This is a genomic window from Pseudomonas sp. CHM02, from assembly GCF_000612585.1.
In the GTDB taxonomy this organism is placed as follows: domain Bacteria; phylum Pseudomonadota; class Gammaproteobacteria; order Pseudomonadales; family Pseudomonadaceae; genus Aquipseudomonas.
The window spans coordinates 28,349-53,943 of record NZ_JFCA01000010.1 but is presented as its reverse complement, the minus strand read 5'-3'; the positions used below and the strand labels follow the sequence as shown (position 1 = coordinate 53,943).

The window sequence follows — 25,595 nt, the reverse complement described above, 5'->3', positions numbered from 1 at the left end:
TTTTCCTACCTGCCCCGTCTTCCCCCGGTCTGCGTTTGATACGCACACCTTTTCTGGCCATTTGGCCGCACCGGGGGATTTCATGTTTCGCGCGCCTTGCCACGCTTCGCACCTGTTTCTTCGACCGACTCTCATTGCCACTTGCCTGGCATTCAGCCTCAGTGCCCACGCCGAGTCGCTCAAGCTGCAACTGCCCGCCCAGCCACTGGCTATGTCCTTGAGCCAGGTGGCGCAGCAGGCACAGATCCAACTGCTGTTCGACGAGGAGCAGCTCAAGAACGTGCAGGCGCCGGCACTCAGCGGTGACTTCACGCCGGAAGTGGCGATTCGCACACTGTTGAAAAATGGTGAGTTCACCCTGATCAAGGTTGGCAGCACCTACGTGGTGCGCGCTGACGCCGGCAAGACCACCAGCAGCGGCGCCATCCAACTGGACACCCTGAGCGTGATCGGCACCGGTAACGAAGTCGACTCCAGCACCGTCAACCGCTCCACCCTGACCCAGGCCGATATCGACCGCTACCAGGCCAATAACATTCCCAGCCTGCTGCAGACCCTGCCGGGCGTCAGCCAGGGCGGCTCGCTGAAACCCGGTGGCCAGACCATCAACATCCGTGGTTTCGGCGATGCCGAAGATGTGCCGCTGACCGTCGATGGCGCCACCAAGAGCGGCTTCGAGCGCTACCAGCAAGGCACGGTGTTTATCGAGCCCGAGCTGATCAAGAGCATCGAGGTCGAGAAAGGTCCCAACTCTCCGTTCAGCGGCAATGGCGGTTTCGGCGGCACGGTCAACATGACCACCAAGGATGCGCCGGACCTGCTCAAGGACGGCCGCAACAGCGGCGCGATGCTCAAGTACGGTTACTCCAGCAACGACCACGAACAGGTGTACAGCGGCGCCGTGTATGGCCGTACCGATGACGGCCGTTTCGATGCGCTGGCGTACCTGACCCAGCGCGACGGCAGCGACATGAAGGTGGCTGCCAAGCTGCCCAACGAGAACAACCAGTACCCGATCAACCCTCAGCGCCTGCCCAACACCGCGCAGGACGTGGACGGCAAGCTGTTCAAGGTCAACGCTCACCTTACCGACGAGCACAGCGTGGGCCTGTCCTACTCGCGTTCACACAGCAATCGCTGGACGCCGTTTTCCGCCGCCAGCTACCCGACGCCGCCGACCCAGGCGAACATCGACCGCTACGGCTATGAAGGTGCACTCAAGCGTTTTTTAGCCCATCGCGACACCATCGACACCACCTGGTCGGGCAAGTATGAATACCAACCGCTGGATAACCCGCTGGTCGACCTGACCGTCAAGTACTCACAGTCCAATACCGACCAGACCGACGAGCGTGACGCCACGGCGTTTTTCCAACTGGCCACTGGCGGGCGCAAGATGGACACGTCGTACACCGACAAGAACCTCGACATCCGCAACGTCAGCCTGTTCGACACCGGCCCGTTGCAACACGCGGTCACCGTCGGCGGGCAGATCCGCAAGCACATTCGCGAAACCGAAATGTGGATGCCCGGCACCACCTACAATACGCCGCGCTACAACTACGGGCACTTCCAGCCAGGCTTCATGCCCCACGGCAAGGTCGATACCAACAGCTTCTTTATCCAGGATGCAGTGACCCTCGGCGACGTCACCATCACCCCGTCCCTGCGCTACGACCATGTGCGCAACCGCGGAGAAGCCAACGATGCGCCGTACTACAGCAACCCGGATCCTTCCTTCGGCCATGACTACAGTGACCGCACCTACACCGGCTGGTCGCCACGCCTGGCGTTGTTCTGGACGGTGACCCCGCAGGTCGGGCTGTTCGCCAACTGGAGCCAGACCTGGCGTGCGCCGGTCATCGACGAGCAGTACGAAGTGCAAGGCGTGGGCAGCCGCACGGCCACCAGTGTGGACCTCGACCCTGAGCGCATCACCTCGATCACCGTGGGGAACATCACCAGTTTCGACAACCTGATCGCCAGGGATGACAACCTGCAGATCCGTACCACGCTCTTCCACAACAAAGTCGAAGACGAGATCTTCAAAGCCACAGGTGTCGGCTGTGAGAACCAGGCCATCAACGGCGGCACCATTTCCTCGGCCTGCCCCTCGGGGCCGATGTCCAACTATCGCAACATCGGTGGCTTGACCATCAAGGGCTTCGAAGTCGAGTCGGTCTACAACTCCACGTACCTGTTCGGCTCGGTCTCCTACGCCTATGCCAAAGGCGATCACGAAGGCGCCTACACCAACCCGTGGGGCCCGGATGTGGCGGCGCGTGATATCCCGCCGACCAAATGGGTGCTGGTATTGGGGACCAATATTCCGGCCTGGGATGCGCAGGTGGGCTGGATGGGGCAGTTCGTCGGTGCGACCGAGCGCCTGCCCAGCGACAAATACTCCAGCGGTCCGGGCTCCAGCGTCGGCGACCTGTTCTATGACCAGTACGGCAACAAGCGCTACAACACCCAGGGCCTGTTCGCCAAATGGAAACCGCAACAGGCTTACCTGAAAGGCACCGAGGTCAACTTCACCCTGGACAACATGTTCAATAACAACTTCCGCCCGGCCCTGAGCGGCGACCGCGCCTACACCAAAGGGCGCGATGCCAAGATCAGCGTCACCCGCTTCTTCTGAGCCCTTGGAGGAGCGAGCTTGCTCGCGACAATCGCCAACGATGCCACGGGGAACCTGACACCCCGTGGCGGCCTCAGGTGTTTCGCGAGCAAGCTCGTTCCTACAGTGGCAGCGGCCATTGCATCTGAACTGTACGGATAAATCTGCGATCAGCTGTAGGCCCGCGATCGGCGAGGGTTGTGGCTAGATGGGTTTCCCTTGAAGCCCTCTTGATCCCGGTCCCCCTCATGAGCTCGCGCGAAAACACCGGCATGGCCCTCGGCCTGCTGGGCGTCATCATCTTCAGCCTGACCCTGCCCTTCACCCGTATCGTGGTGCAGGAAATCCACCCGTTGCTCAACGGCCTGGGCCGTGCGCTGTTCGCAGCGATTCCGGCGGCGGCGCTGTTGCTGTGGCGCCGTGAGCGCTGGCCCACCTGGCGCCAGGTGCGCGGGTTGTGCCTGGTGATCGCGGGGGTGATTCTCGGCTTCCCGGTGCTGTCGGCCTGGGCCATGCAAACCTTGCCGGCGTCCCATGGCGCGCTGGTCAACGGCCTGCAACCGCTGTGCGTGGCGCTGTATGCGGCGTGGCTGTCCCATGAGCGGCCATCAAAAGCCTTCTGGGCCTGCGCGGCGCTGGGCAGTGCGTTGGTACTGAGTTATGCGCTGATCACCGGGGCCGGCAGCATTCAGGCCGGTGACCTGCTGATGCTGGGCGCGATTGCCGTCGGCGGCTTGGGCTATGCCGAGGGTGGCCGGTTGGCCAAGGAGATGGGTGGCTGGCAGGTGATCTGCTGGGCGCTGGTGCTGTCGACGCCGGTGCTGATCGGGCCGGTGTGGTACCTGGCGGCGCAGCATCAAGGTGCGATTTCCATGCGTGCGTGGTGGGCGTTTGGCTATGTGTCGCTGTTCTCGCAGTTCCTGGGCTTCTTTGCCTGGTACGCCGGGTTGGCCATGGGCGGTATTGCGCGGGTCAGCCAGATCCAGTTGTTGCAGATCTTCTTCACCATCGCGTTTTCGGCGCTGTTCTTTGGTGAACATATCGAGCCGATTACCTGGCTGTTTGCGTGTGGGGTGATCGTGACGGTGATGCTGGGGCGCAAGACGGCGGTGCAGCCAGCACCAATAATCAAGGCTGGCTCAGTCTAATGTGGGAGCTGGCTTGCCTGCGATGGCGGTGGTGACTGACACACCGCTATCGCCGGCAAGCCGGCTCCTACAAAAGACCGTGTTCAGGCCAGGTAGCCGTCCGCGCGCAGCAGGGTTTCCAGGCAGTGTTCGGTGATGTGGTAGAACGCTTTAAGCTCCTGGATTTTCTCCAGCAACTGCGCATTGTCCAGCGGCTCGGCGCGCTTCACGGCAAGAATCATCTTGTTCTTGTTGGTGTGCTCCAGTGAAATGAACTCGAACACCTTGGTCTCATAGCCACAGGCTTCGAGGAACAACGCGCGCAGACTGTCGGTGACCATTTCCGCCTGCTGGCCCAGGTGCAGGCCATATTGCAGCATCGGTTTGAGCAGCACCGGGCTCTGGATCTGCAGGCGGATCTGCTTGTGGCAGCACGGCGAGCACATGATGATCGACGCGCCGGAGCGGATGCCGGTGTGAATCGCGTAGTCAGTGGCAATGTCACACGCATGCAGGGCGATCATCACGTCCAGTTCGCTGGGCGCCACGCTGCGCACGTCGCCACATTTGAACACCAGCCCCGGGTGTTCCAGGCGGGCGGCGGCGGTGTTGCACAGGGTTACCATGTCCTCACGCAACTCGACGCCCGTCACCTCGCCCTCGGCCTTGAGGGTGTTGCGCAGGTAGTCGTGAATCGCAAACGTCAGGTAGCCCTTGCCCGAGCCGAAGTCGGCAACGCGCACCGGCTGGTCCAGCTTCAAGGGCGACGAGGTCAGCGCATGGCTGAACACTTCGATGAACTTGTTGATCTGCTTCCACTTGCGCGACATCGACGGGATCAGCGCCTGCTTGGCGTCGGTCACACCGAGGTCGGCGAGGAACGGCCGGCTCAGGTCGAGGAAGCGGTTTTTCTCGCGGTTATGCTCCGCCGATGGCGCTTCACGCAGCTGCTGCGGCTTGCTTTTGAACAGCGAACTTTTGTTCTTCTTGCTGTATTCCAGCTGGGCTTCGTCGGTCAGCGACAGCAGATGCGCGTTCTTGAACGGGGCCGGCAGCAGCTCGGCAATCACCGCAACAGCGTCGGCCACCGGCAAATTCTTGGTGATATCGCGGGTCTTGTAGCGGTAGACGAAGGACAGGCACGCCTGCTCCTTGACCGTTACCGGCTTGATGATCAACCGCTGCAACTCGGCCTCGTCACCGACGTACTTGGCCAGCACCAGCTTGATAAAGGCGTTTTGCGCGAGGCTTGCGCTGAGCAGTTCGATGAACTGGGCGTGATGATCCGGTTGAGCAGTGACAGACATGAACAAAAACGCCTCGGGCAGGGAATGCCGGGCATTTTAGGGGGGATGGGGCGTCAGGGCACGGGGTTATTTGATCAACGGTCATTATTGTAGGCATCCGGCTTGCCGGCGGTGGGGACCTTGAGGACGCCATCGTCGGCAAGCCGGCGCCTACAGGTTTTATTCGAGTACGACCAAGCGATTCGGTAGTTCATTACGGGTTTGGGTCACCGGCACATGCTCCTTGAGCAACTCGCCACAGGCTTCAATGCAGCGGATAAACCCCGCCAGTGTCTCGCCCTGCTTCACCTGCTGGGTGAACGCCTTGACGATCGCATCCCAACTGCTGTCATCCAGATGCTTGGAGATGCCGTCATCCACCAGGATCTCCACATACCGCTCGGCCTCGCTGACAAAAATCAGCACGCCGGTGCTGCCCAGGGTGTGGTGCAGGTTCTGCTCCAGGAATTGACGGCGCGCCAGGTTCGACGCGCGCCAATGCCGTACCGAGCGCGGGATCAGGCGGGTAGTGACCTTGGGCAAGCGGAACACCAGGCACAACACGATGAACGTCGCCCATTGCGCCAGCAGCAAGGTGTACATGGTCAGGTAACCCGACACGTAATGCACCACGCCGGGCACCACCAACGCGATCAGGCTGGCCCACAGCAGCGGGATGTAGGCGTAGTCATCGGCGCGGGCGGCCAGTACGGTCACCAGTTCCGCGTCGGTGGTTTTTTCCACCCGGGCGATTGCCTCGGCGACCTGGCGCTGCTCGTGTTCAGTCAGTAATGCCATGGTTGTAGTTGCTCTCTAATTATTGTCATCACCAGCCACCCGAGGCCCCGCCGCCGCCAAAGCCGCCACCGCCGCCCCGGAAACCACCGCCACCGCCTCCCCCACCACCGCCGCGTCCGCTGCTGCTGAGAATTGCCAGCAGGATCGCGCCCACTGGCAGCCCCATGCGATTGCACAGCCACAACACGCCGATCAGCAGGATAAACAAGCCGATGGAAAACCCGGGATTATCCTTGGCAAAGTTGGCGTCCGCCACATGTGCCGGCACGGCCAGTGGTTCACCGCCCACCACCTGCACCATCGCCGCCACGCCGTCGCTGATGCCCTGGCTGAAATTGCCGGCCTTGAACTTGGGCGCGATGACCTGGTTGATGATCACCCACGACTGCGCATCCGTGAGTACGCCTTCCAGGCCGTAGCCGACCTCGATGCGCAATTTGCGCTCATCGCGCGCGACGATCAACAGCGCGCCGTTGTCCTTGCCCTTCTGGCCAATGCCCCACTGGCGGCCCAACTGATAACCGAAGTCCTCGATGGGCACGCCCTGCAGGTCGGGCACGGTGACCACCACGATCTGGTCACCGGAGGTCTGCTCCAGCGCCTGCAATTGCTGGGTCAGTTGCTGGCGCGTGGCGGGGTCGATCATCTCGGCGGTGTCCACCACCCGCCCGGTCAGCGCCGGGAAGGTCAGCGCCGCCTGGGCCACGCCCACGCAGGCCAGCAGCCACAGCGCCAGGCCTATCCGTAATAAACGCATCGACACCTCTGTGCAGCTTTATTTGAACTTCACTTGCGGCGCTTTATCGGCATCGGCACTGGTGGCTTCAAACGTGGCGCGGATCGGCAAGTCGCTGTACATCACGCTGTGCCACAAGCGGCCCGGGAAGGTGCGGATTTCGGTGTTGTAGGCCTGCACCGCCTGGATAAAGTCACGGCGGGCCACGGCGATACGGTTTTCGGTGCCTTCAAGCTGGGATTGCAGGGCCAGGAAGTTCTGGTTGGCCTTCAGGTCCGGGTAGCGCTCGGACACCACCATCAAACGGCTGAGTGCACCGCTCAGGCCGTCCTGGGCTTGCTGGAACTGCTTGAGTTTTTCCGGATTGTCGAGGGTGCTCGCGTCCACCTGGATCGAGGTGGCCTTGGCCCGTGCTTCGATGACGGCGGTCAGGGTGTCCTGTTCATGGGCGGCATAGCCCTTGACCACTTCCACCAGATTGGGGATCAGGTCAGCGCGGCGCTGGTACTGGTTCTGCACCTGGCCCCAGGCGGCTTTGGCCTGTTCGTCCAGCGTCGGGATGTTATTGATGCCACAACCGCTCAGCACCGTGCCGATCAATAGCAAAACCGCGGCTTTCAAGCCCCAGCGGTAACCTTGTGCTGCTTGCATGGTGTTTCTCCTGCCCAATCTTGATGGAATGTTACGACTAACCCTATACACCGCGCGCTTGGGGCATAATCCGCCACCACTGGAATGCATTGAGCCAATCAGCTACAAAGATGCCCAGCGCGAAAAAGAGTTCAGAGTGTGCGGCATTTATCTGAACAACACCCGAACAACAATAGACGCTCCCCACATTTTGGCCGCCAGCATTCCCTGGATGCTGTGCAGTGAGCCGAAAAAGGATATTCATGAAAAAGCTGTGTTTGCTCGGCCTTGTTGCCACTCTGGCCAGTCACCCCGTATGGGCAGAAACAAAGCCTGCTGCGCTTAAAGACAAGGACGCCTTTGTCAGCGACCTGCTCAAGCAGATGACCCTGGATGAAAAGATCGGCCAGTTGCGCCTGATCAGCATCGGCCCCGAGATGCCCCGCGAGCTGATCCGCAAGGAAATCGCCGCCGGCCGCATCGGCGGCACGTTCAACTCCATCACCCGTCCGGAAAACCGTCCGATGCAGGACGCGGCCATGCGCAGCCGGTTGAAGATCCCGATGTTCTTCGCCTACGACGTGATCCACGGCCACCGCACGATCTTCCCGATCAGCCTGGCCCTGGCGTCCAGCTGGGACATGGACGCCATCGGCCGGTCCGGGCGCATCGCTGCCCGGGAAGCCGCCGCCGACAGCCTCGACATCACCTTCGCGCCGATGGTCGACATCTCTCGCGACCCGCGCTGGGGCCGCACCTCCGAAGGCTTCGGTGAAGATACCTACCTGGTCTCGCGCATTGCCGAAGTGATGGTCAAGGCCTTCCAGGGCGCAAGCCCCGCGAATGCCGACAGCATCATGGCCAGCGTCAAGCACTTCGCCCTGTATGGCGCGGTGGAAGGCGGTCGCGACTACAACGTGGTCGACATGAGCCCGGTCAAGATGTACCAGGACTACCTGCCGCCGTACCACGCGGCGATCAAGGCCGGTTCCGGCGGCGTGATGGTGGCGCTGAACTCGATCAACGGCGTGCCCGCTACCGCCAACACCTGGCTGATGAACGACCTGCTGCGCAAGGACTGGGGCTTCAAGGGCCTGGCCGTGAGCGACCATGGCGCGATCGTCGAGCTGATCAAGCACGGCGTGGCCAAGGACGGGCGTGAAGCCGCCAAGCTGGCGATCAAGGCCGGCATCGACATGAGCATGAACGACTCGCTGTACGGCAAGGAACTGCCGGGGCTGCTCAAGTCCGGTGAGATCGAGCAGAGCGACATCGACAACGCCGTGCGTGAAGTGCTCGCCGCCAAGTACGACATGGGCCTGTTCAAGGACCCGTACCTGCGTATCGGCAAGGCCGAGGATGACCCGGCCGACACCTACGCCGAAAGCCGCCTGCACCGCGCCGACGCGCGCGACATCGCCCGCCGCAGCCTGGTATTGCTGAAGAACCAGAATGAAACGCTGCCGCTGAAAAAATCCGCCACCATCGCCCTGGTCGGCCCGCTGGCCAAGGCGCCGATCGACATGATGGGCAGTTGGGCCGCCGCCGGCAAGCCGGAGCAATCGGTCACCCTGCTCGACGGCTTGAACGCGGTGATCGGCGAAAAGGGCAAGATCATCTATGCCCGTGGCGCCAACATCACCAACGACAAGGCCGTGGTCGACTACCTGAACTTCCTCAACTTCGATGCGCCGGAAGTGGTGGATGACACCCGTCCGGCCCAAGTGATGATCGACGAGGCTGTCAAAGCCGCCAAGGATGCCGACGTGGTGGTCGCCGCCGTGGGTGAGTCCCGTGGCATGTCCCACGAATCCTCCAGCCGCACCGACCTGAACGTCCCGCAAAGCCAGCGTGACCTGATCAAGGCCCTGAAAGCCACCGGCAAGCCGCTGGTACTGGTGCTGATGAACGGCCGCCCGTTGTCGATCCTCGAAGAAACGCAGCAGGCTGACGCGATCCTGGAAACCTGGTTCGCCGGTACCGAAGGCGGCAACGCCATCGCCGACGTGCTGTTTGGTGACTACAACCCGTCGGGCAAGCTGCCGATCACGTTCCCACGTTCGGTGGGGCAGATTCCGACCTACTACAACCACTTGACCATCGGCCGGCCGTTCACCCCTGGCAAGCCGGGCAACTACACCTCGCAGTACTTCGATGACACCACCGGACCGCTGTTTCCGTTCGGGTATGGCTTGAGCTACACCACGTTCGGCCTGTCGGACATGGCGCTGTCGTCCACCACCCTGAACAAGACCGGCAAGCTCGACGCCAGCGTCACCGTGACCAACACCGGCAAGGTGGATGGCGAAACCGTGGTGCAGTTGTATATCCAGGACGTGGCCGGTTCGATGATCCGTCCGATCAAGGAGCTGAAGAACTTCCAGAAGGTCATGCTCAAGGCCGGCGAAGAGCGCACGCTGCACTTCACCATCACCGAGGAAGACTTGAAGTTCTACAACACCCAGCTCAAGTTCGCTGCGGAACCGGGCGAGTTCAATGTGCAGATCGGGCTGGATTCCCAGGATGTGCAGCAACAAACCTTCGAGTTGCTTTGATCTAAAGCTGTAAACACAGTCAATGTGGGAGCTGGCTTGCCTGCGATAGCGGTGGAATATTCACCTCCGCTATCGCAGGCAAGCCAGCTCCCACATTTGATTAGCGGCGCTCTTACTAGCCGCGTCGGTCGAGCAGGTTGACCACCAACCGATCGAGCCAGCCCCACACCCGCTGCTTCACCCGCCGCCACAACGGCCGCGACTTCCACGCCTCCAGGCTCACGGCCTGGCTCTTGTCGAAATCCCGCTCGAAACTGCCTTCCACCGCCCGCGTCAACTCAGGGTCCAACGCTTCCAGATTGGCTTCCAGGTTGAAGCGCAAATTCCAGTGGTCGAAGTTGCACGAGCCAATGCTGACCCAGTCGTCCACCAGCACCATCTTCAAGTGCAGGAAGCACGGCTGGTATTCAAAGATCTGCACGCCCGAACGCAGCAGGCGCGGGTAGTAACGGTGACCGGCGTAACGCACGGACGGGTGATCGGTACGCGGGCCGGTGAGCAGCAAGCGCACATCCACGCCGCGCCCGGCAGCACGGCGCAAAGCCCGCCGCACACTCCAGGTAGGCAGGAAATACGGGGTGGCCAGCCAGATACGCTGCTGGCTGCTGTTCAAGGCGCGGATCAGCGATTGCAGGATATCCCGGTGCTGGCGGGCGTCGGCATAGGCCACGCGCCCCAGTCCTGGGCCGGTGGCCGGCACCTTGGGCAAACGCGGCAACCCGAAGTGAGTAGCGGGTTTCCACTCGCGACGCGCGGCGTTGGCGTGCCATTGGCGATCGAACAGCGCCTGCCAATCCAGCACCAGCGGGCCGCTGATCTGCACCATCACTTCATGCCAGTCGGCGCTGTCCTGCCCCGGCGTCCAGAACTCATCCGTCACGCCAGTGCCGCCGACCACGGCGATGCTCTGGTCGATCAGCAACAGCTTGCGATGGTCGCGGTAGAGGTTGCGCATCCAGCGGCGCCAGTTCAGGCGATTGTAGAACCGCAACGCCACCCCGGCGTCAGTCAGGCGCTTGCGCAGCCCGAGTGTAAACGCCAGGCTGCCGTAATCATCGAACAGGCAACGCACCCGCACACCCCGTTCGGCAGCCTGCACCAGGGCTTTGACCATTTCTTCGGCGCAGGCGCCGGCTTCGACCAGGTACAACTCCAGATCAACCTGGCGCTCCGCCCGGGCAATGCCCACCAGCATCTGCGGGAAAAAATTCGGCCCGTCGATCAACAACTCGAAACGGTTGGCGCTGCGCCACGGGAACACCGCGCCACTCACGTCAGCGCGCCGTAAAAATCAGCACCGCACCCACCGGCACCGACAAACTGATCGACTTGAGCCCCGCCGCCTTGCGCAACGCAGCCACACCCGGCGCCAGATCGAAGTCCTCGGCGTGCACCACCAGCGGCTCCAGGGTCACCACCTGGAAACGCCGATCATCCAGGCGCGTGGCCAGCAGCTCGGCGCTGTAGGCCTGGGTCTTGCCATGCAGTGTCACGGATAACGGCAGGCGCAACTCCAGCTGCGCGCCAGGCGCCAGGTCGTTGATGGGTGGCAGGTTGATCTGCGCGTTGATCAGCGCATCAGGGAACGCCTTGATTTCGAACAGCTGATTGCGCATGCGCTCATCGCGCAGCGGAATGCCGCTGTTGACCGACTCCAGTTCCACCTCCAGTTGCGCCGCGCCCTTGCTGTCGACCTTGCCGTGCAGCACCAGGAAGCGATGGACCTCAGCGATCTCGGTGTTCTTGGTGGTAACGAAAGAGAGGCGCGAGGATTCGTTATCCAGGTACCAGTCGGCGTGAACAGGCAGCGCAGCCGCCGCCAGCAGGGCGAAGACCAGGGGTTTGCATAGAGAAGCGTTGAACATAAAGACTCGTGGACGGAAAAACCTGAACGAACAGTAGCAAACACCCCTTGTAGGAGCGAGCTTGCGCGCGAAAAACGTCAACGATAACGCGGACACTCAAAATGTACGCGACGTCCCTCGATTTTCTCGCGAGCACACTCGCGCCGACATGGGGGGCTTCAGGTCAACGCCCGTTGGACTTCGCAGACCGTTTCTTCAAGGCTGGCCATATGCAAGTTCAGTACGCGCTCCACCGGCGCCTGATGCATTGGCCAGTGCAATGCCATGCTTCCCACCAAACGGCCATTGGCCTGTACCGGCAAAGCCACTGCACGAATCAGAAACGGCAGGCGCACCGGATACTCCCAATAACCCTCGGTTCGCTGGCCGAAGCCTTGGTGCTGGGTTTGCTCGCAGGCCTGGTATTGCTCATCTGCCGCCACCTGATCGCGGCCTGCCAGGCGCTGCACTTCTTCGGCCGACAACTGCGTCAGGCACGCCTTGCCCATCGCCGAATGAAACAGGCTGGCGTGCTGGCCGACGATCTGGCAATTGTTCGGGTAGAGCTTGCGCAACACCGTGGGGATCGCGCTTTCCATCACTTCCAGGCGTTCACCGTCAAAGCAGGACAAATCCACCACCAACCCGGTGCGCTCGCTGAGTGCCAGCAACCAGGGTGCCGCGCTTTCTACTACCTGGCGCTTGAAGCGTTGCTGGGTGTCGCCGAACAACCGCTGGGCGCGCAGACGGTAACGGCGATCACTCAGGCCGCGATAGACCCAGTCCTGCTCCTGCAAGGTCAGCAACATGCGCGACACGGTGGCCTTGGGCAGCCGTGTGAGGTAGTGCAACTCCTCCAGCCCCAAGGCCTGGTGCTCGCCCAGCAACTCGACGATTGCCAGTGCGCGCTCGACCGAGCGTACGGTGCCTGTCTCCATGTTCGATCTCCCTGGTGCCGGTGGATGATCATTTTTCACAGCAAGATACAGGCCCGCTCACGTATCAATCCGTCGAGTCAAGGCACGCCGGCGGCCGCCGCTGAACCCATTGCGTCAGTTGCTCATGGGCGTAGGCCAATTGCAGCACCGCACGATCGGCCTGAGCCGGGCCGATGATTTGCACGCCCATGGGCAAGCCCTGAGGGTTGAAGCCCACCGGCACGCTCATGCTCGGCAGCCCCGCCAGGGTCGGGCCGATCACCACCTCCATCCAACGGTGATAGGTGTCCATTTCGCGCCCGCCAACGAGGCGCGGCCACGGGTGTTGTGCATCGAAAGGGAACACTTGAGCGGTGGGCAGCAACAGGAAATCGTAACGCTCGAACAACGAGGCCAATGCGCGGTACCACTCGCTGCGATCCACCGACGCCTGGTACACCTGCTGGGCACTCAAGCCCAGGCCTCCCTCCACTTCCCATTGTGCTTCGGGCTTGAGCAGCGCACGTTTCTTCGGGTTGGCATAGGCCGCGCCGAGATTGCCGTGCACCAGCCAGTGGCGATGCACCAACCAACTGCGCCACAGCCGCGCCATGGAAAAGTCCGGCTGGCAGCTTTCCACGGCGCAGCCCAGCGCGGTGAAATCGCCGAGGGCCGATTCGCACAGGCTCAGCACCCCGTCGTCCATCGGCAGGTAGCCGTTGTAATCCCCCAGCCAACCCACACGCACGCCCTTGAAATCACGCTGCAACGGCTGGCCGAAGATCGCCGGATCTTCCTTGGAGGACAATGGCACCCGCGGGTCGTAACCCGCCTGGATACTCAGCAACCGCGCCACATCCGTCACGCTGCGGCCCATCGGGCCTTCGGTGCCCAACTGCTGCACGAACAGTTCCGGCGTCGGCCCGTAGGGCACGCGGCCCTGGGACGGGCGCAAACCGAACACGTTGTTGAACGCCGCGGGGTTTCGCAGCGAGCCCATCATGTCGCTGCCATCGGCCACCGGCAGCATGCGCAGCGCCAGGGCCACCGCCGCCCCGCCGCTACTGCCGCCGGCTACCCGGCTGGGGTCGTAGGCATTGCCGGTGGTCCCGAACAGCGTGTTGTAGGTCTGCGAGCCCAGGCCGAATTCCGGCACGTTGCTCTTGCCGATAATGATCGCGCCACTGGCCCGCACCCGCGCCACGCTGATGGCGTCTTCGGTGGGCACATGCTCGGCGAACAGCGGCGAGCCCAGGGTGGTGCGCAAGCCCCGGGTGGCCGCCAAATCCTTGATGGCCTGGGGCATGCCGTGCATCCAACCGCGCGAGCGGCCCTGGTCCAACTCACGGTCACAGGCCCGTGCCTCAGCCAGTAGGTCGTCGGCATCACGCAGCGACACCAGCGCATTCACACTGGGGTTGAAGCGCTGGATCTGCGCCAGGTACGCCTGCATCACTTCTTCGCACGACACCTGCCGCGCATGGATCGCCCGCGACAACTCGGTGGCATCCCAATCAACAATACTCAAGGTTTCACCTCTTCGGAAAACGGCAGCGGCTTCTTGGCCCGCGGTGCCTCCTGCATGCAGTAAGTGCCCAGCAGCGTCAGCACGCACGCGAACAACACATAGAACGATGGCGCCACCGGCGTGCCCAGCACCTTGCTCAGCCAGGTGACAATCAGCGGCGCAAAACCGCCGAACACCATGACGGCCACGTTATAGGCCACGGACACGCCGGTCGAGCGCACCTCGATGGGAAACTGCTCGGCCAATGCGGTCGGCGCAGGACCGAAGAAGCCGCCGATGGCCGTGCACAGCATCACCTGCATCACCAGCAGACGCTCGATGGACGGCGCGGCGGCAACCCACACATACAGCGGGTAGACCATCACGAAGAACGCCAGGGTGAAGGCCATCAACACCGGCCGCCGCCCCAGGCGATCCGACAGCAGCCCGGACAGCGGGATCACCACGGTCATCAGCGCCACCGCGAACATCTGCACCATCAGCACCTGATCCAGCGGCAGGCCCAGGTTCTTGTGGGCGAAGGTCGGCATGTTCACCAGCACCACATAGAACGACACGGTAGCGCCGCAGGCCAGGCCCATGGACACCAGGATGCTGCGCCGATGCTCGCGGACCACCTGCATCAGGCTCGGTGCCGGCCCGGTCGCCTGTTTGCGAGCCTCGAGGAACTCTTCCGGGTCTTCCATGTGCCGACGAATCCACAGCCCCACCGGGCCGATCAGCAAGCCGAACACGAACGGCAGGCGCCAACCCCACAGGTCGAGGGTTTCCGGGGCAAAGAAGTGGGTGACCGCCGCCACCATCGCCGCCCCGCCAAACACCGCCAGGCACTGCCCCACCAACTGCCAGGAGCCATACAAACCTTTGCGATGGGCCGGTGCGCTTTCCACCAGGAACGCCGTGGCACTCGCGTACTCACCGCCCGTGGCGAACCCTTGGAGCATGCGCGCCACCACGATCAACAACGGTGCGCCCATGCCGATGGCGGCGTAGTTGGGGGCGAAAGCGATCAATGCGATGGACACGGTCATCAACCGGATAATCAGCTGCATCGCCGCCTTGCGGCCTTTGCGGTCGGAATAGATCCCCAGCAGGATCCCACCCACCGGGCGCATGAAAAAACCGACACCGAAGGTCGCCAAGGCCATCAGCAGCGAGGCGTACTCATCCTCCGACGGGAAAAATTGCCGGGCGATGATGCTGGCCAGAAAGCCGTAAACGATGAAGTCATACCATTCCAGCGCATTGCCGATCACGGCCGCCACCACCTGGCGAGTGCGGGATACGCCTTGTTGTGCAGTCTGCATGAGGAACACTCCTGAGGAGCGAGCTTGCTCGCGAAGAACGAACAAGCGACGCGGGCTATCTGAAAGCGCTGCGTTATCGTTAACGACCTTCGCGAGCAGGCTCGCTCTTACAGCCAGCTCTCGGCCAGCGCGCCCCAGTAGGCGGCGCCGGTCAGCAGGATGTCGTCGTTGAAGTCATAGGCGGGGTTGTGCACCATCGGCCGCGACACGCCGTTGCCGATAAACAGGTAGCTGCCGGGGCAGCGCTGCAGCATCCAGGCAAAGTCTTCGCTGCCCATGAGCATGCGGGTGTTGCCGTCTACCGCGTCGGCACCGAGCAAGGCCACGCCGACCTGGCGGGCGAACTCGGTTTCTTCGGGATGGTTGACCAGCACCGGGTAGGCCGGGCGGTGTTCGATGCGCACCGTGCAACCGAAGCTGGTGGCCTGGGTCTGGATGATTGCCATGACCCGCTCCAGCATCTGCTCGCGCACCGTGGGGTTGAGCGCGCGCAGGCTCAGGCGCAATAACGCCTCCTGGGGAATCACGTTGGCAGCCTGGCCGGCCTGCAGGGCGCCGACCGTGACCACGGCGGCTTCCTGGGTGTCGATATTGCGCGCCACCACCGTCTGCAACGCCATGACCATACTCGCCGCCGCCACCAGCGGGTCGACGGTCAGGTGCGGCATGGAACCATGACCACCAACACCTTCGAGGGTCACGGTGAGCAAGTCCTGGGATGCCATCATCGGCCCTGCTCGCAGGCCCAGGTGCCCCGCCGGCAAGCCCGGCATATTGTGCATGCCGAACAGGCCGTCGCAGGGAAAACGCTCCAGCAAACCGTCGGCGAGCATGGCTTCGGCGCCACCCTGGCCTTCTTCGGCAGGTTGGAAAATCAGGTTCAGGGTGCCGTCGAATTGCCGGGTGGCCGCCAAGTAGCGGGCGGCGCCGAGCAACATAGTGGTGTGCCCGTCGTGCCCACAGGCGTGCATGCAGCCGGCGTGCTGGCTGGTATAGGCCGCGCCGGTGTTTTCGATGATGGGCAAGGCGTCCATGTCGGCGCGCAGCCCGAGCGTGCGCGTGCTGCTGCCATTGCGCAAAACGCCGACCACGCCCGTCTTGCCGATGCCGGTATGCACCTCGTAGCCCCACTCCTTCAAGGATTTGGCGACAAGTGCTGAAGTGCGGTTTTCCTCAAAGCCCAGTTCAGGATGGGCATGGATGTCCTGCCGCACAGCGTGCAAGTCGCCGGCAACGTCGCTGAGCCAATCCAGGATGTGCTGGTGTGGGCGCATGGTGATTCTCCTCACAGGCGGGTGTTCCCGTTCTTGTTTGCGACACACCGCCAGCTAACCGCGATGTGCGCACGAGGACAATCAAAGGTGGTTCCACTGTGTGGAACCTCAGGGCAACAGGCGACAGCCTTGGCGATCCCCCAACCACCGTGCGCTGTGCGTGCGCCCCAACCCACTCGCCGTCACTTCACTGCGCTCCGGGTTATCCCTGAACGCACTGGTGGGCACGTACTGCTTCACATAGCCCCGGCAGTACTCCGCCGGGTTGTTCGCCACGTAGCGGCACGAGCAATACTCCTTGGCGGTGTAGGCCGCGATGATGTCGGGGAAGGCTTGCAGGTTGACGCGCTCGTGCCAGATCCAACCCAGCAGGGCGAGCAACAGCAGCAGAAACAGGCTGGTAAACGGGCGAAGACGCATCATGGTTGCACCGCCGCGAGCACGCGTTTGAGCAGTTCGTTATGACGATAGCGGCCGTCGCGGTCATCGCCGTAGCGCACGATCACCAGGTGTTCGTCGGGCATCACATACAGCGCCTGGCCCCAGTGGCCGAGGGCGGCGAAGGTGTCGGCCGGAGCATCGGGCCACGGCCTCGGCGCGCCTTGGTTGAGCCACCAGTGACCACCGGGAACGGCTTCGTCCTGACCAACTTTGTATTTGTCGAACGGCTGGCGGTTGAAGGCGACCCAGTCTTTGGGCAGCAGTTGCTGATCCCCCCAGCGACCATTACGTGCCATCAACAGGCCAATACGCGCCAGATCGCGAGCGGTGAGGTAGGCGTAGGACGAGGCGACAAACGTTTCATCAGCGTCGGTTTCCCAAGTGGCGCTGCGAATGCCCAGGGGCTTGAACAGCGCATCCCACGGGTAGCTCATATAAGCCTTGTGGCCGAGCATGCCTTTGAGGGCGGCTGACAACAGGTTGGTGTCGCCACTGGAATAACGAAAGGCCTGGCCCGGGGCGCTGGCTGCTGCGGTGTCGGCAGCAAAGTCGGCCATATCGCTGCGACCACGGGTGTAGAGCATCGCCACCACCGAGGATTTCAGCGGCGCGTATTCGTAGTCTTCCTGCCAGTCCAGGCCCGAGGCCCAGTGCAGCAGGTCGGCCATGGTCACGCTCGGGTGCTGTTTCATCGGTGGGTAAAAACGCGCCACTGGGTCGGTCAATTTGAAACGGTTATCGCCGTAGGCCACGCCCAGCACAGTAGCCATCAGGCTTTTGCTGACCGACCAGGTGAGGTGCGGCGTGCTGGCCGTGGTGGGCGCTGCGTAACGTTCATAGATGACCTCGCCGTCGCGGATCACCAGTAACGCGTCGGTGCGAATGCCTTGGCGGGTAGCGTCGTCGCGCGCCGGGAAAGCGTAGGCCTCCAAGGCCTCGACAGCAGGACCTTCGATCTGCGTGCCCTTGGCCCAGTCTTTATCGGGCCAGGTGTCGGCGTGGGCGGCAACGGTGACAAACAGCAGTGCAACACACAACAGGCCTCTGACCATGGACGCAAACTCGAGGGGGGCATTCAAGCCCGCGAGCCTAGCCGAGGGTGATGACAGATTTGCTACGGGAAAGGCTGTCATCCAAGCGTCACCATAACTTCATGGAGATGACACCGAGGCTACATAGCCTGACTTTGGACAACAAAGTCGACCGGCCGAAATCGTGGCCGGCACTCGGAGACTCGCCATGACTCAGATCGCCCGCATCAGCGACACCGGCAATGAACGCCGCCTGCAAGCCGAACGCCTGGTTGGCGCGCAGGCGTTGCAGGAAGCCCAGGCCCTGCGGTTCAACGTGTTCAGCGGCGAGTTCAACGCCAAGCTGAAAGGCGCTGAGCTGGGCCTGGACATGGATGACTATGATGTTCACTGCAGCCACATCGGCGTGCGGGACTTGAACAGCGGTCGACTCGTCGCCACCACCCGCTTGCTCGACCACCAGGCTGCCAGCACCCTGGGGCGGTTCTACAGTGAAGAAGAATTCAGCCTGCATGGCTTGCTGCATCTGCAGGGCCCGATCCTGGAAATCGGCCGCACCTGCGTCGACCCGGCCTACCGCAACGGCGGCACCATCGCCGTGTTGTGGGGCGAGTTGGCCGAAGTGCTCAACCAGGGCGGCTACAGCTACCTGATGGGCTGCGCGAGCATCCCGATGCACGATGGCGGCATCCAGGCCCACGCGATCATGCAGCGCCTGCGCGAACGCTACCTGTGCAACGAACACCTGCGTGCCGAACCGAAAAAACCATTGCCGGCGCTGGACCTGCCGTCCAACGTGATTGCCGAGATGCCGCCGCTGCTCAAGGCCTACATGCGCCTGGGTGCGAAGATCTGCGGCGAGCCCTGCTGGGATGAAGACTTCCAGGTGGCCGACGTGTTCATCCTGCTCAAGCGCGACGAGTTGTGCCCGCGTTACGCCCGCCACTTCAAGGCGGCAATGTGATGAGCCGCCTGCGCGTGTACGGGCGCATTGCCCGCGTGTTGCTGGTGGTGGCGCTGGGCTTGAGCATGGCCAGTGTGTTTGGTGTGTTCGAGCGCCTGGGCATCGCCAACTCGATGGTGCGGCGCCAGCGTTGGTCGCGGTTCTTTATGGCGCGACTGACCAACGCCCTGCCCTTTCGCGTGACGGTGCACGGTGAGCTGCCGCAAACGCCAATGCTGTGGGTGAGCAATCACGTGTCGTGGACCGACATTCCACTGCTGGGCATGGTCACGCCGCTGTCGTTCCTGTCCAAGGCCGAAGTGCGCACCTGGCCGGTGGCGGGCTGGTTGGCGGCCAAGGCCGGCAGCCTGTTCATCCGCCGGGGCTCGGGCGACAGCCAGTTGATCCGCAAACAGATGACCCGTCATCTGGAGCAACAGCACCCGCTGCTGATGTTCCCGGAAGGCACCACCACCGACGGGCGCAGCCTGCGTACTTTCCACGGGCGCTTGCTGGCCAGTGCGATCGATGCGCAGGTGTCGCTGCAACCGGTGGCGATCCGTTATCTGCGCGATGGGCAAGTGGACCCGCTGGCGCCGTTCATTGGCGACGATGATTTGCTCTCGCACCTGATGCGGTTGTTTGCCAATGATCAGGGTGATGTGGAAATCCACGTACTCAAGCCGATTGCCTGCGCCGGGCAGGAACGCGCGGCGCTGGCGTATCAGGCGCAGCAGGCGGTGCAGAAGGCGTTGTTTGGGCCGTTGCCGGAAGCAGAAGAAGTTGATGCTCGGCCGGCATTCGCCGCTTGAATTAAGTGAACACCGATCAAAATGTGGGAGCTGGCTTGCCTGCGATAGCGGTGGGTCAGCAATACCTGTATCAACTGGCAGACTGCAATCGCAGGCAAGCCAGCTCCCACACTCAGACCTCAGTAGTCAGTTGAGCTTGTGCAAATTTTTGCAGTTCTGGATAGAACAGCCGGAAGTCTTCGCTTAGCGGCTCATAAAGTTGACGCAACTCCTGCATCGCAAACACCAACGCCTCCGGCTGTGTCAGTCGCCGCGAAATCCCCCGCAACACCTGCTCCATCACCGCAAACTCGCGGTACGAACCCAGCCAATCATCCGCCGCCATATAAGGTGCAATCTGCGCCAGTCGCCCGGGCAATTGCGGCTCGGCCGCGAGCACGCGGTACACCTGCGAGGTGAAGCGCTCCAAGGGCTGATCGGCATACAGCGCCCAGTCACGCGCCAGGCAGTGGTCGAAAAACACATCCAGGACGATCCCGGCATACCGCCGGCGAGTCAGGCTAAAGCGCGACAACGCCGCATCGACCAACGGATGGCTGTCGGTAAAACGGTCAATCGAGCGGTGCAACTGGATCGCCACTTCGATTTGCGGGCTGAACTGGCCCTGCAGGCGGCCTTTGACGAAGTCGCCATACAGGCTGCCCAGCAGTTGCGCAGGAAGTTGGCCGCCCAGGTGCAGATGTGCGAGATAATTCATGGCGCGCAGTCTATCACTGCCCTCAACGTATCGTTATAACCCGATATACCGATTGAGCCTAGGCTCAGACCAAAATCATATTGGTATATCGGGATAGACCGATTTAAAGTTCGCCTCATCGCGATATAACGCTGTACGCAACCGAGCACCTGCCATGTCCATCGACCTCGACGAAATAATAAAAGCCCTGGCGCACCCAGTACGACGAGACATCCTCACCTGGCTGAAAGACCCGAAAGTGCAGTTCCCCGAGCAACTGCACAACCACGAATACGGCATTTGCGCCGGGCAGATCGACCAGCGCTGCGGCTTGTCCCAGTCGACGGTGTCGGCTCACCTGGCGACGTTGCAACGGGCGGGATTGATCAGCAGCCAGAAGGCCGGCCAATGGCACTTTTTCAAACGCAACGAGGAAACCATCCAGGCGTTCCTCGCCGCGCTCACCACTGAACTCAGCGCTGACAACAACGCCGCGCTGTAACAAGGAAACGATAATGCCCCTCTCGCTACTCATACTGGCCCTCAGCGCCTTCGCCATCGGCACGACCGAGTTCGTCATCATGGGCCTGCTGCCCGATGTGGCGGCGGACCTGGGTGTGTCGATTCCCGGCGCCGGCTGGCTGGTCACCGGCTACGCCCTGGGCGTGGCCATTGGCGCTCCCTTCATGGCACTGGCCACCGCCAAGCTGCCACGCAAGGCGGCCCTGGTAGCGTTGATGGGTATCTTCATTATCGGCAACCTGCTCTGTGCCCTGGCCAGTGACTACAACGTGCTGATGTTTGCCCGTGTCGTCACCGCGCTGTGCCACGGTGCGTTCTTTGGTATTGGTTCGGTGGTCGCCGCCAACCTGGTGCCGGCCAACAAGCGTGCTTCGGCCGTGGCCCTGATGTTCACCGGCCTGACCCTGGCCAACGTGCTCGGCGTACCGCTGGGCACCGCACTCGGCCAGGAAGCCGGCTGGCGCTCGACCTTCTGGGCGGTGACGGTGATCGGTGTGGTGGCGTTGATCGGCCTGATCCGCTTCCTGCCCGCCAAGCGTGATGAAGAGAAACTCGACATGCGCGCCGAACTGGCGGCCCTCAAGGGTGCCGGCATCTGGTTGTCGCTGACCATGACCGCGCTGTTTGCCGCGTCCATGTTCACCCTCTTCACCTACGTCGCGCCACTGCTGGGTGATGTCACCGGTGTGTCGCCCAAAGGCGTGACCTGGACCCTGCTGCTGATCGGCCTGGGCCTCACCGTGGGCAACATCATCGGCGGCAAACTGGCAGACAAGCGCCTGGCGGCCACCCTGGTCGGCGTGTTCATCAGCATGGCGGTGGTCTCCACGGCACTGACCTGGACCAGCATCGCCGTGATCCCGACTGAAATCACCCTGTTCCTGTGGGCCACCGCCTCGTTCGCCGCGGTCCCTGCGCTGCAGATCAACGTGGTGACCTTCGGCAAGGCCGCACCGAACCTGGTGTCCACCCTGAACATCGGTGCCTTCAATATCGGCAACGCCCTAGGTGCCTGGGTAGGCGGCAGCGTGATTGCCCACGGTTTCGGCCTGACCAGCGTGCCGTTGGCCGCGGCGGCCCTGGCGATTCTCGCGCTGGTGGTGACCCTGATTACTTTCCGTCAGAGCGGCGATGCCGACCTGGCCCCTGCGACCAACTGATCCACTTCAAAGACAAAGGTGCTTTCCCCATGACGACTATTTTCGATCCGATCAAACTGGGCGACCTGGAACTGTCGAACCGCATCATCATGGCGCCGCTGACCCGCTGCCGTGCCGACGCCGGTCGCGTACCCAACGCGCTGATGGCCGAGTATTACGTGCAACGCGCTTCCGCCGGGCTGATCCTCAGCGAAGCCACCTCGGTGACGCCACTGGGCGTGGGCTACCCGGACACCCCGGGCATCTGGTCCAACGACCAGGTGCGCGGCTGGGCCAACGTCACCAAAGCGGTGCATGGCGCCGGCGGCAAGATCTTCCTGCAACTGTGGCACGTGGGCCGTATCTCCCACGAGTCGTACCTGGATGGCGAAACCCCGGTGGCACCGAGCGCGATCCAGCCCAAAGGCCACGTCAGCCTGGTTCGCCCACTGGCCGACTACCCGACCCCACGCGCCTTGGAAACCGCTGAAATCGCCGACATCATCGACACCTACCGCACCGGTGCCGAGAACGCCAAGGCTGCCGGTTTCGACGGCGTGGAAATCCACGGTGCCAACGGCTACCTGCTCGACCAGTTCCTGCAGAGCAGCACCAACCAGCGCACCGACCAGTACGGCGGCTCCCTGGAAAACCGTGCGCGCCTGCTGCTGGAAGTGACCGACGCGGCCATCGAAGTCTGGGGCGCCGGCCGTGTAGGCGTGCACCTGGCACCACGCGCCGACTCCCATGACATGGGCGACGACAACCTGGCGGAAACCTTCACCTACGTTGCCAGCGAACTGGGCAAACGTGGCATCGCCTTTATCTGCTCGCGTGAAAAAGAAGGCGCCGACAGCCTCGGCCCACAACTGAAAAAGGCTTTCGGTGGCACCTACATCGCCAACGAACGCTTCACCAAGGACAGCGCCAACGCCTGGCTGGCCGAAGGCAAAGCGGATGCCGTGGCCTGGGGTGTGCCGTTCATTGCCAACCCGGACCTGCCGGCACGCTTGAAAGCTGACGCGCCGTTGAATGAAGCCCGCCCAGATACTTTTTATAGCAAAGGCCCAGTGGGTTACATCGATTACCCGACGCTGGCGTTGTAATGTAACGTGCTGAAACGAAAAAGCCCCAGTTCGCAGGAACCGGGGCTTTTTCATGGGCGCTGGGAAACACTCCTTCACAGCCCTGCAACAAAATCGCTACAAAATACTTAGGCGGCTACCTATCAACCGCCCGCCAGCCCGTATATAAAGTCACCCCACCAATCAGGCAAAAGGACGATTGACGGTCCTTGGGCTTTACTGTTGACACAACCTGATGCAATTACGCATTTTGTCTTAATTGCGCAGGCTGGGGCTCCAGCGCAGCATGTCCAGCCCGGCATCCACCCAGCGCTCGGCTTCCTGATGCAGTTGGAAGCTGTCGGGAACCAGCAGCCACTGGCCGATCAGACCGTTGATGTAGGCGTGGATGCACACCGCGCCACGGGTGGTATCCAGGTTTTCCGGAAGTTGCCCGCGATGGACCGCGTTACGCAATGTCAGGCCGATGCGCAGGTTGCACTCCAGGCTGTGGGTCTGACGCTGGCGACGCATGTCGCACATTTCATCGGTGAATTCACACTTATGGAACAAGATCTCATTGATGCGTCGGGTTTTCGGGTCCAGGGCCACTTGATGGAGCAAATGAATCAACAGCTTGCGCATACAGCCCAGCGGGTCGAGTTCATCCTCGCTTTCACTGGCCCTGGCCAATTCGTCCAGAGGCTCGTGCAGGGTATCGAGCAGCGCCTGCAGCAAATCGGATTTGTTGCTGAAATGCCAGTAGATGGCACCCCGCGTCACACCGGCGAGTGCGGCGATATCCGCCAGCGTGGTCCGCGCAACACCGCGCTCGTAAAAGGCTTGCTCGGCGGCGTCGAGAATCTGGCTGCGCGTTTCCTGAGCTTCCTCTTTGGTGCGACGAACCATGGCAATACAACCTCAATCAGGGTACTGGGGAGTATCGTTAACGCAGAATTAATAGCCGTTGACGATCATCTGAATAATTGTGGGACGACACCGTCATGGGCGCCGAACGTACTAAAATCGAGGCTTTGGGCGTTGCTTTGTCAACATTCCGCGAAGCCTGTCAAGAGTTTACAAACAACCATGAACGTAAGTATATTGCGTAGCAAGCTACTTATCTACTCACCGCTTGTTTTTTACCCTTCCACCCTTCTTGTGCGCACCCTGCGCGCCTGACCCGAGGATCTTCATGCAACTTAAGCCAGCTGTTACCGCTCTGGTCACTGCCGTCGCCCTGGCATCGCTGCTCAGCGGATGTAAAAAGGAAGAAGCGGCTCCGCCCGCTCAAACCCCTCAGGTCGGCGTGGTCACCATTCAACCGCAAGCCTATACCCTGACGTCCGAGCTGCCAGGCCGCACCACCGCCTACCGCATCGCGGAAGTTCGCCCACAGGTCAACGGCATCATCCTCAAACGCCTGTTCAAGGAAGGCGCGGACGTGAAGGAAGGGCAACAGCTCTACCAGATCGACCCGTCAGTGTATGAAGCCACCCTGAAAAGCGCACAGGCCAGCCTGACCCAGACCAAGTCCATCACCGACCGTTACAAGCAGTTGGTCGATGAGCAGGCCGTCAGCCGCCAGGAATACGACACGGCTGTCGCCAATCGCATGACCGCGGAAGCAAACGTTCAAACGGCCCAGATCAACGTGCGTTACACCAAGGTGTATGCGCCGATCTCCGGGCGTATCGGCCGATCTTCGGTGACCGAAGGCGCGCTGGTCAGCAACGGCCAGGCCGACTCCATGGCCGTGATCCAGCAACTGGACCCGATCTATGTCGACGTCACGCAGTCCTCGGCTGAAATGCTGAAACTGCGCCGCGACCTGGAAAGCGGCCAGCTGGAAAAAGCCGGCGCCAATGCCGCCAGGGTCAAGCTGACCCTGGAAGATGGCAGCGACTACGGCCAGGACGGCAAGCTGGAGTTCTCCGAAGTGTCGGTTGACCAGACCACCGGCTCCGTGACCTTGCGCGCCGTGTTCCCCAACCCTGACCACACCCTGCTGCCAGGCATGTTCGTGCACGCCCAGTTGCAAGCCGGCGTGAACAGCAAGGCCATCCTGGCTCCCCAACAAGGCGTGACCCGCGATATCAAAGGTATCCCGACCGCCATGGTGGTGAACAAGGACAACAAGGTCGAGCAGCGTCAACTGGTGGCCAACCGTACTTCCGGCGCCTACTGGCTGGTGGAAAAAGGCCTGAACGCCGGTGACCGCGTGATCACCGAAGGCCTGCAATTCATCAAGCCGGGCATCGAAGTCAAGGTCAAGGACGCCGACAACGCCAAGCCTGCCGGTTCTGCTCCAGCTCCTGCTGCCGCTGCTGGCCAGGGGGAGTAAC

Annotated in this window: 23 protein-coding genes; 9 read left to right on the top strand and 14 right to left on the bottom strand. The window is 62.2% G+C overall.

Going from position 1 to position 25,595, the window contains the following annotated elements:
• The first annotated feature begins 82 nt into the window (after nt 1-82).
• Both BM70_RS0107065 and BM70_RS0107060 read left to right on the top strand, forming a co-directional pair.
• The gene (locus BM70_RS0107065; protein WP_025855352.1) at nt 83-2,641 is read left to right on the top strand and encodes a TonB-dependent receptor; all 2,559 of its coding nucleotides are present in this window, start codon (nt 83-85) and stop codon (nt 2,639-2,641) included.
• 227 nt (nt 2,642-2,868) lie between these two features.
• Nucleotides 2,869-3,768 carry a DMT family transporter gene (locus BM70_RS0107060; protein ID WP_025855351.1) on the top strand — a complete coding sequence of 300 codons (900 nt, stop codon included), beginning with the start codon at nt 2,869-2,871 and terminating at the stop codon, nt 3,766-3,768.
• A gap of 83 nt (nt 3,769-3,851) precedes the next feature.
• Here BM70_RS0107060 and BM70_RS0107055 read toward each other — a convergent pair whose 3' ends face one another.
• The 4 genes from BM70_RS0107055 to BM70_RS0107040 form a co-directional block, all read right to left on the bottom strand.
• The gene (locus BM70_RS0107055; RefSeq protein WP_025855350.1) at nt 3,852-5,054 is read right to left on the bottom strand and encodes an SAM-dependent methyltransferase; all 1,203 of its coding nucleotides are present in this window, start codon (nt 5,052-5,054) and stop codon (nt 3,852-3,854) included.
• A gap of 159 nt (nt 5,055-5,213) precedes the next feature.
• The gene (locus BM70_RS0107050) at nt 5,214-5,831 is read right to left on the bottom strand and encodes a TPM domain-containing protein (RefSeq protein WP_025855349.1); all 618 of its coding nucleotides are present in this window, start codon (nt 5,829-5,831) and stop codon (nt 5,214-5,216) included.
• 28 nt (nt 5,832-5,859) lie between these two features.
• Nucleotides 5,860-6,588 carry a YgcG family protein gene (locus BM70_RS33835; protein ID WP_025855348.1) on the bottom strand — a complete coding sequence of 243 codons (729 nt, stop codon included), beginning with the start codon at nt 6,586-6,588 and terminating at the stop codon, nt 5,860-5,862.
• A gap of 18 nt (nt 6,589-6,606) precedes the next feature.
• Complete coding sequence (locus tag BM70_RS0107040; protein ID WP_025855347.1) at nt 6,607-7,218, bottom strand: LemA family protein; 612 nt, start codon at nt 7,216-7,218, stop codon at nt 6,607-6,609.
• Between the two features lie 242 nt (nt 7,219-7,460).
• On the opposite strand from BM70_RS0107040, the gene bglX reads away from it, so the two are divergent.
• Nucleotides 7,461-9,752: a beta-glucosidase BglX gene (gene bglX / locus BM70_RS0107035; RefSeq protein WP_025855346.1), complete on the top strand. Its 2,292-nt coding sequence runs from the start codon at nt 7,461-7,463 to the stop codon at nt 9,750-9,752.
• Between the two features lie 115 nt (nt 9,753-9,867).
• On the opposite strand, the gene BM70_RS0107030 is transcribed toward bglX, so the two are convergent.
• From BM70_RS0107030 to BM70_RS0106995, 8 genes are all read right to left on the bottom strand, one after another.
• Nucleotides 9,868-11,025 (bottom strand): phosphatidylserine/phosphatidylglycerophosphate/cardiolipin synthase family protein, encoded by a 1,158-nt coding sequence (locus BM70_RS0107030; protein WP_025855345.1) that lies wholly within the window; start codon nt 11,023-11,025, stop codon nt 9,868-9,870.
• Nucleotide 11,026: 1 nt separating this feature from the next.
• Complete coding sequence (locus BM70_RS0107025) at nt 11,027-11,617, bottom strand: YceI family protein (RefSeq protein ID WP_025855344.1); 591 nt, start codon at nt 11,615-11,617, stop codon at nt 11,027-11,029.
• A gap of 158 nt (nt 11,618-11,775) precedes the next feature.
• Nucleotides 11,776-12,534: an IclR family transcriptional regulator gene (locus BM70_RS0107020; protein ID WP_025855343.1), complete on the bottom strand. Its 759-nt coding sequence runs from the start codon at nt 12,532-12,534 to the stop codon at nt 11,776-11,778.
• Nucleotides 12,535-12,598: 64 nt separating this feature from the next.
• Nucleotides 12,599-14,041: an amidase gene (locus BM70_RS0107015; RefSeq protein WP_025855342.1), complete on the bottom strand. Its 1,443-nt coding sequence runs from the start codon at nt 14,039-14,041 to the stop codon at nt 12,599-12,601.
• Nucleotides 14,038-15,348, bottom strand: coding sequence for a citrate-proton symporter (locus BM70_RS0107010; RefSeq protein ID WP_025855341.1), 1,311 nt, complete (start codon nt 15,346-15,348; stop codon nt 14,038-14,040). The genes BM70_RS0107015 and BM70_RS0107010 overlap by 4 nt, the downstream gene beginning before the upstream one ends.
• A gap of 107 nt (nt 15,349-15,455) precedes the next feature.
• Nucleotides 15,456-16,622 carry a M20 aminoacylase family protein gene (locus tag BM70_RS0107005; protein ID WP_025855340.1) on the bottom strand — a complete coding sequence of 389 codons (1,167 nt, stop codon included), beginning with the start codon at nt 16,620-16,622 and terminating at the stop codon, nt 15,456-15,458.
• A gap of 108 nt (nt 16,623-16,730) precedes the next feature.
• Entirely contained in the window at nt 16,731-17,045 is a 315-nt protein-coding gene (locus BM70_RS0107000) for a hypothetical protein (protein WP_025855339.1), read from the bottom strand.
• Nucleotides 17,042-18,115 carry a serine hydrolase gene (locus BM70_RS0106995; protein ID WP_025855338.1) on the bottom strand — a complete coding sequence of 358 codons (1,074 nt, stop codon included), beginning with the start codon at nt 18,113-18,115 and terminating at the stop codon, nt 17,042-17,044. The genes BM70_RS0107000 and BM70_RS0106995 overlap by 4 nt, the downstream gene beginning before the upstream one ends.
• A gap of 187 nt (nt 18,116-18,302) precedes the next feature.
• Between BM70_RS0106995 and olsB the strand changes: the two genes are divergently transcribed.
• Both olsB and BM70_RS0106985 read left to right on the top strand, forming a co-directional pair.
• The gene (gene olsB / locus BM70_RS0106990; protein WP_003172415.1) at nt 18,303-19,058 is read left to right on the top strand and encodes an L-ornithine N(alpha)-acyltransferase; all 756 of its coding nucleotides are present in this window, start codon (nt 18,303-18,305) and stop codon (nt 19,056-19,058) included.
• Nucleotides 19,058-19,849, top strand: a complete 792-nt coding sequence (locus tag BM70_RS0106985; RefSeq protein ID WP_025855337.1) for a 1-acyl-sn-glycerol-3-phosphate acyltransferase — start codon at nt 19,058-19,060, stop codon at nt 19,847-19,849. Before olsB ends, BM70_RS0106985 begins: the two co-directional genes overlap by 1 nt.
• A gap of 112 nt (nt 19,850-19,961) precedes the next feature.
• Here the strand turns inward: BM70_RS0106985 and BM70_RS0106980 are convergent, their stop codons facing one another.
• Nucleotides 19,962-20,546, bottom strand: coding sequence for an ACP phosphodiesterase (locus tag BM70_RS0106980; RefSeq protein ID WP_025855336.1), 585 nt, complete (start codon nt 20,544-20,546; stop codon nt 19,962-19,964).
• Nucleotides 20,547-20,700: 154 nt separating this feature from the next.
• Between BM70_RS0106980 and BM70_RS0106975 the strand changes: the two genes are divergently transcribed.
• From BM70_RS0106975 to BM70_RS0106965, 3 genes are read left to right on the top strand one after another with little or no spacing between them, the layout of a single operon-like run.
• Nucleotides 20,701-21,027 (top strand): helix-turn-helix transcriptional regulator, encoded by a 327-nt coding sequence (locus tag BM70_RS0106975; RefSeq protein ID WP_025855335.1) that lies wholly within the window; start codon nt 20,701-20,703, stop codon nt 21,025-21,027.
• A gap of 13 nt (nt 21,028-21,040) precedes the next feature.
• Nucleotides 21,041-22,207, top strand: a complete 1,167-nt coding sequence (locus BM70_RS0106970) for an MFS transporter (RefSeq protein ID WP_025855334.1) — start codon at nt 21,041-21,043, stop codon at nt 22,205-22,207.
• A 29-nt stretch (nt 22,208-22,236) separates the two neighbouring features.
• Entirely contained in the window at nt 22,237-23,292 is a 1,056-nt protein-coding gene (locus BM70_RS0106965) for an alkene reductase (RefSeq protein ID WP_025855333.1), read from the top strand.
• A gap of 234 nt (nt 23,293-23,526) precedes the next feature.
• Here the strand turns inward: BM70_RS0106965 and BM70_RS0106960 are convergent, their stop codons facing one another.
• The gene (locus BM70_RS0106960) at nt 23,527-24,159 is read right to left on the bottom strand and encodes a TetR family transcriptional regulator (protein ID WP_025855332.1); all 633 of its coding nucleotides are present in this window, start codon (nt 24,157-24,159) and stop codon (nt 23,527-23,529) included.
• Nucleotides 24,160-24,445: 286 nt separating this feature from the next.
• Here BM70_RS0106960 and BM70_RS0106955 point away from each other — a divergent pair, with 286 nt between their 5' ends.
• A complete protein-coding gene (locus tag BM70_RS0106955) occupies nt 24,446-25,594 on the top strand; it encodes an efflux RND transporter periplasmic adaptor subunit (protein ID WP_025855331.1) in 1,149 nt (382 codons plus the stop codon).
• The last annotated feature ends 1 nt before the right edge of the window (nt 25,595 follow it).